At 69.2% G+C, this 1084-nt stretch carries 1 pseudogene; it reads left to right on the plus strand.

The features are described from left to right. Positions 1-15: 15 nt before the first annotated feature. A pseudogene (locus tag BMZ47_RS27690) lies at positions 16-1084 on the plus strand (hypothetical protein); the annotation flags it as partial.

Raw genomic sequence — 1084 nt, forward strand, 5'->3', positions numbered from 1 at the left:
GCGGACACCGCCAAGATGGGCGGCGCGAACGTGGTCGTGCGCCTCGGCACCGGCCATCTGTTCAACCTCGGCCAGCTCGTGGCCGCCAATGCCCTCGATGTCGAAGCGGGTGAGTTCACCAACGGCCCGGACGGGCGCCTCTCAGGCGCCGGCGTCCGCCTCGCACTGACCGGCGCCACTAACAACCATGGCCGCATCGAGGCTACCGGAGACCTAGCCGTCAAGGCCCCGAATCTCGCCAACACAGGTTCCATCATCGCTAATGCCGCTGGCGACATCCAGATCGCCGGTGCGGTCGCCAACAATGGTCTCATCACGGCCCAGCGCCTCGCACTGGGGATCGGAAGTGATCTCAAAAATTCCGGCCAGATCGGCGCCCACGATGACCTGACGACCACGGTCGGCGGCCGGGTCGACAACACCGGCAGCCTGATCGCCAAGGATGGCGACCTCAGCCTCACCGTCGGCGGTCTCATCGCCTCCAGCGGCGACATCATCGCCGGCGGTCGCCTGGCGCTGGCGGCAGCCGCCTACGAGACGCCCGCGGACACTGCCCGGATCGGCGGCGCGGACGTGGTCGTGCGCCTCGGCACCGGCCACCTGTTCAACCTCGGCCAGTTCGTGGCCGCCAATGCCCTCGACGTTGAGGCCGGCGAGTTCACCAACGGCCCGGCAGGGCACCTCTCGGGCGCATCCATCCGCCTCGCGCTCACCGGCGCAGCCGACAACAAGGGCAGCGTCGAGACCACCGGAGACCTCGCCCTCACGACCCAGAACCTCGCCAACAGCGGCACGATCCAAGTCAACGGCGCTGCCGTGATCGAGATCGCTGACGGCTTCGGCAACAGCGGGGGCCTTCTGACCCGGAGCCTCGCGCTCAAAGCCGGGGGTGACTTCGTCAACAGCGGCCAGATCGGCGCGGTCGATGACCTGACGGCCACGGTCGGCGGCCGGGTCGACAACACGGGCAGGCTGATCGCCAAGGATGGCGACCTCAGCCTCACCGCCGGCGGCATCGTCGCCTCCAGCGGCGACATCATCGCCAAGGGCCGCCTCGCGCTGACCGCGGCCGCCTACGAGACGC

Source organism: Methylobacterium brachiatum, from assembly GCF_900113845.1.
Lineage (GTDB): Bacteria > Pseudomonadota > Alphaproteobacteria > Rhizobiales > Beijerinckiaceae > Methylobacterium > Methylobacterium brachiatum.